The 1909-nt window shown below is 62.9% G+C and carries 3 protein-coding genes; 2 read left to right on the top strand and 1 reads right to left on the bottom strand.

Annotated features, from left to right (window positions below):
• Both K8U03_13920 and K8U03_13915 read left to right on the top strand, forming a co-directional pair.
• Positions 1 to 875, top strand: an 875-nt coding sequence (locus tag K8U03_13920; protein MCE9605988.1) for a preprotein translocase subunit SecA, incomplete at its 5' end; no start/stop codon positions are given.
• A 65-nt stretch (positions 876 to 940) separates the two neighbouring features.
• Positions 941 to 1276: a DUF3467 domain-containing protein gene (locus tag K8U03_13915; GenBank protein ID MCE9605987.1), complete on the top strand. Its 336-nt coding sequence runs from the start codon at positions 941 to 943 to the stop codon at positions 1274 to 1276.
• A gap of 271 nt (positions 1277 to 1547) precedes the next feature.
• Here K8U03_13915 and K8U03_13910 read toward each other — a convergent pair.
• Positions 1548 to 1909, bottom strand: a 362-nt coding sequence (locus tag K8U03_13910; GenBank protein MCE9605986.1) for a hypothetical protein, incomplete at its 5' end; no start/stop codon positions are given.

Here is a 1909-nt window from a genome sequence, read left to right as displayed (position 1 = left end):
ACGGGCTCCATCAAGCGGTCGAAGCCAAGGAGCAAGTCGAGCTGACTGGCGACGGCGGCCAAGCCGCGCGGATCACCGTGCAAGAGTTCTTCCTTCGTTATCGTCACCTCGCCGGGATGAGCGGCACGGCTCGCGATTCAGCCGGCGAACTGAAGCGAATCTATCGACTCGGCGTCCGCGCGATCGCGACCAACAGGCCGCCGATCCGCAAGAAGCTCCCGACGCGAATCCTGCCGACGATCGACAAGAAATGGACTGCGATCGTCGACGAGATCCGCGCGCTGAACGCCGTCGGACGACCGGTCTTGATCGGCACCCGCTCGATCGATCGTTCGTTGCATCTCTCGAAGTTGCTGCGGGCCGAAGGAATCACACACGAGATCCTTAACGCCCACGAAGAGGCCCGCGAAGCCGACATCATCGCTCGGGCCGGCGAGCGCGGCCGCGTGACCGTGGCGACGAACATGGCCGGCCGCGGGACCGACATCCGCTTGGAAGACGACGTCCGTGCGCTCGGCGGCTTGCACGTGATCGTCAGCGAAATGCACGAAGCGGCTCGGATCGATCGCCAACTCGTCGGTCGCTGCGGTCGGCAAGGAGACCCCGGCTCGTTTCGTTATCACCTCGCGCTCGAAGACGAGCTCTTGCGCGAAGGACTCTCGCCGCGTCGCGCGCGACAACTCAACCGGCTCGGCGCTCGCGTCGGTGCCGATAGCTTAGCGTCATCGAATCTCGAACGCTGGTTCAAGCGGGCTCAGAAGGCCGTCGAAACACGAAAGTTCCGGCACCGTAAGCGGCTGCTCGCCTTCGAAAAGCAGCGGAACGAATCGGCCCACCCGCTCGGCCTCGACCCGCACCTCGATCTGCCCGGTTGAGCTTGCGCTCGGCCTTGCTTCGGTACTCACTGTCTCGTTCGTTCTCACTTGAAAGGAAGCCTGCCATGGCCACCACCCCGACCGCTCTCGTCTCCGCCGCCACCCCGCACGACTCGGCTCCCGTCCCACCGCAACCGGTCAAGCTCGACGAATCGAAGCTCGTCGCCGCCTACGCCAACTTCTGCCGCGTCACCGGCACGCCCGAAGAACTGATCATCGACTTCGGCCTCAACGCCCATCCGATGGGCTCCAGCGAAACGATCGCCGTCGAGCAACGGCTCGTCCTCAACTACTACACCGCCAAGCGCCTGCTCCAAGCCCTCGGCATGAGCGTCGCCCGCCACGAACAGGTCTTCGGCCAACTCGAGACCAACGTCATGAAGCGGGCCGAGAAGAAGTAGACCCTAGGCGAACGCTCCTCGATCGGTCGTCGCAACGGACTGCGGCGACCGGTCTTACCTTTGGAATCTCCCTGACCCGTTTCAAGACCTCGACGCGATACTACGATCGTGCCGCGTCTTCCGGCTCCGCGTGACGATGTACCAAGCGAACCCGCTCGACTTGTGATCGGACTGCAGGAAAAGCAGTGGCCCGAGAGCGGGCCGATCGCCGGCTGCCGATGTTCGTCTTGGGCCGAGAACGATTGTCAACCGCGGTTCCAATCGTGGCTTTTCATTTCTTTGATGGATTTAGGGGCTCGGAGCAGGCTCGGGCGACGATCCAATCCGTATCGACGGCCGCGCTGCAGTTCAGTTCGCCCAAGAGCTTGGCCCTAGCCAAAGCGTGCTCAGCGATGCGCTGACCTTCCTTGCCGCGGGCGCGGCCACCTTGTTCGTCAAATAGAAGCATCCGTTTCTTCGTGCCCGGCAACATGTAGTACCAGCAATGGGTCTGCCTCCAATGCCTGGCCGAACCGTGTTGGTTGCGACGTGGCTTGCGATGTCTTCCCATTCGTCCGTCGGTGAAAAAGTTGACCGGCGTCGGCGTTCGTCCGATATTGGCGCGAACAGGCTCGATAACCCGTTTGCGAGAGG

It is taken from the genome of Planctomycetia bacterium, from assembly GCA_021413845.1.
GTDB lineage: Bacteria > Planctomycetota > Planctomycetia > Pirellulales > PNKZ01 > PNKZ01.
This window is presented reverse-complemented; position numbering and strand designations above follow the sequence as displayed.

Coding starts and splice junctions, on each gene's coding strand:
- K8U03_13915 (MCE9605987.1), top strand. CDS start 941: ATGGCCACCACCCCGACCGCTCTCGTCTCCGCCGCCACCCCGCACGAC.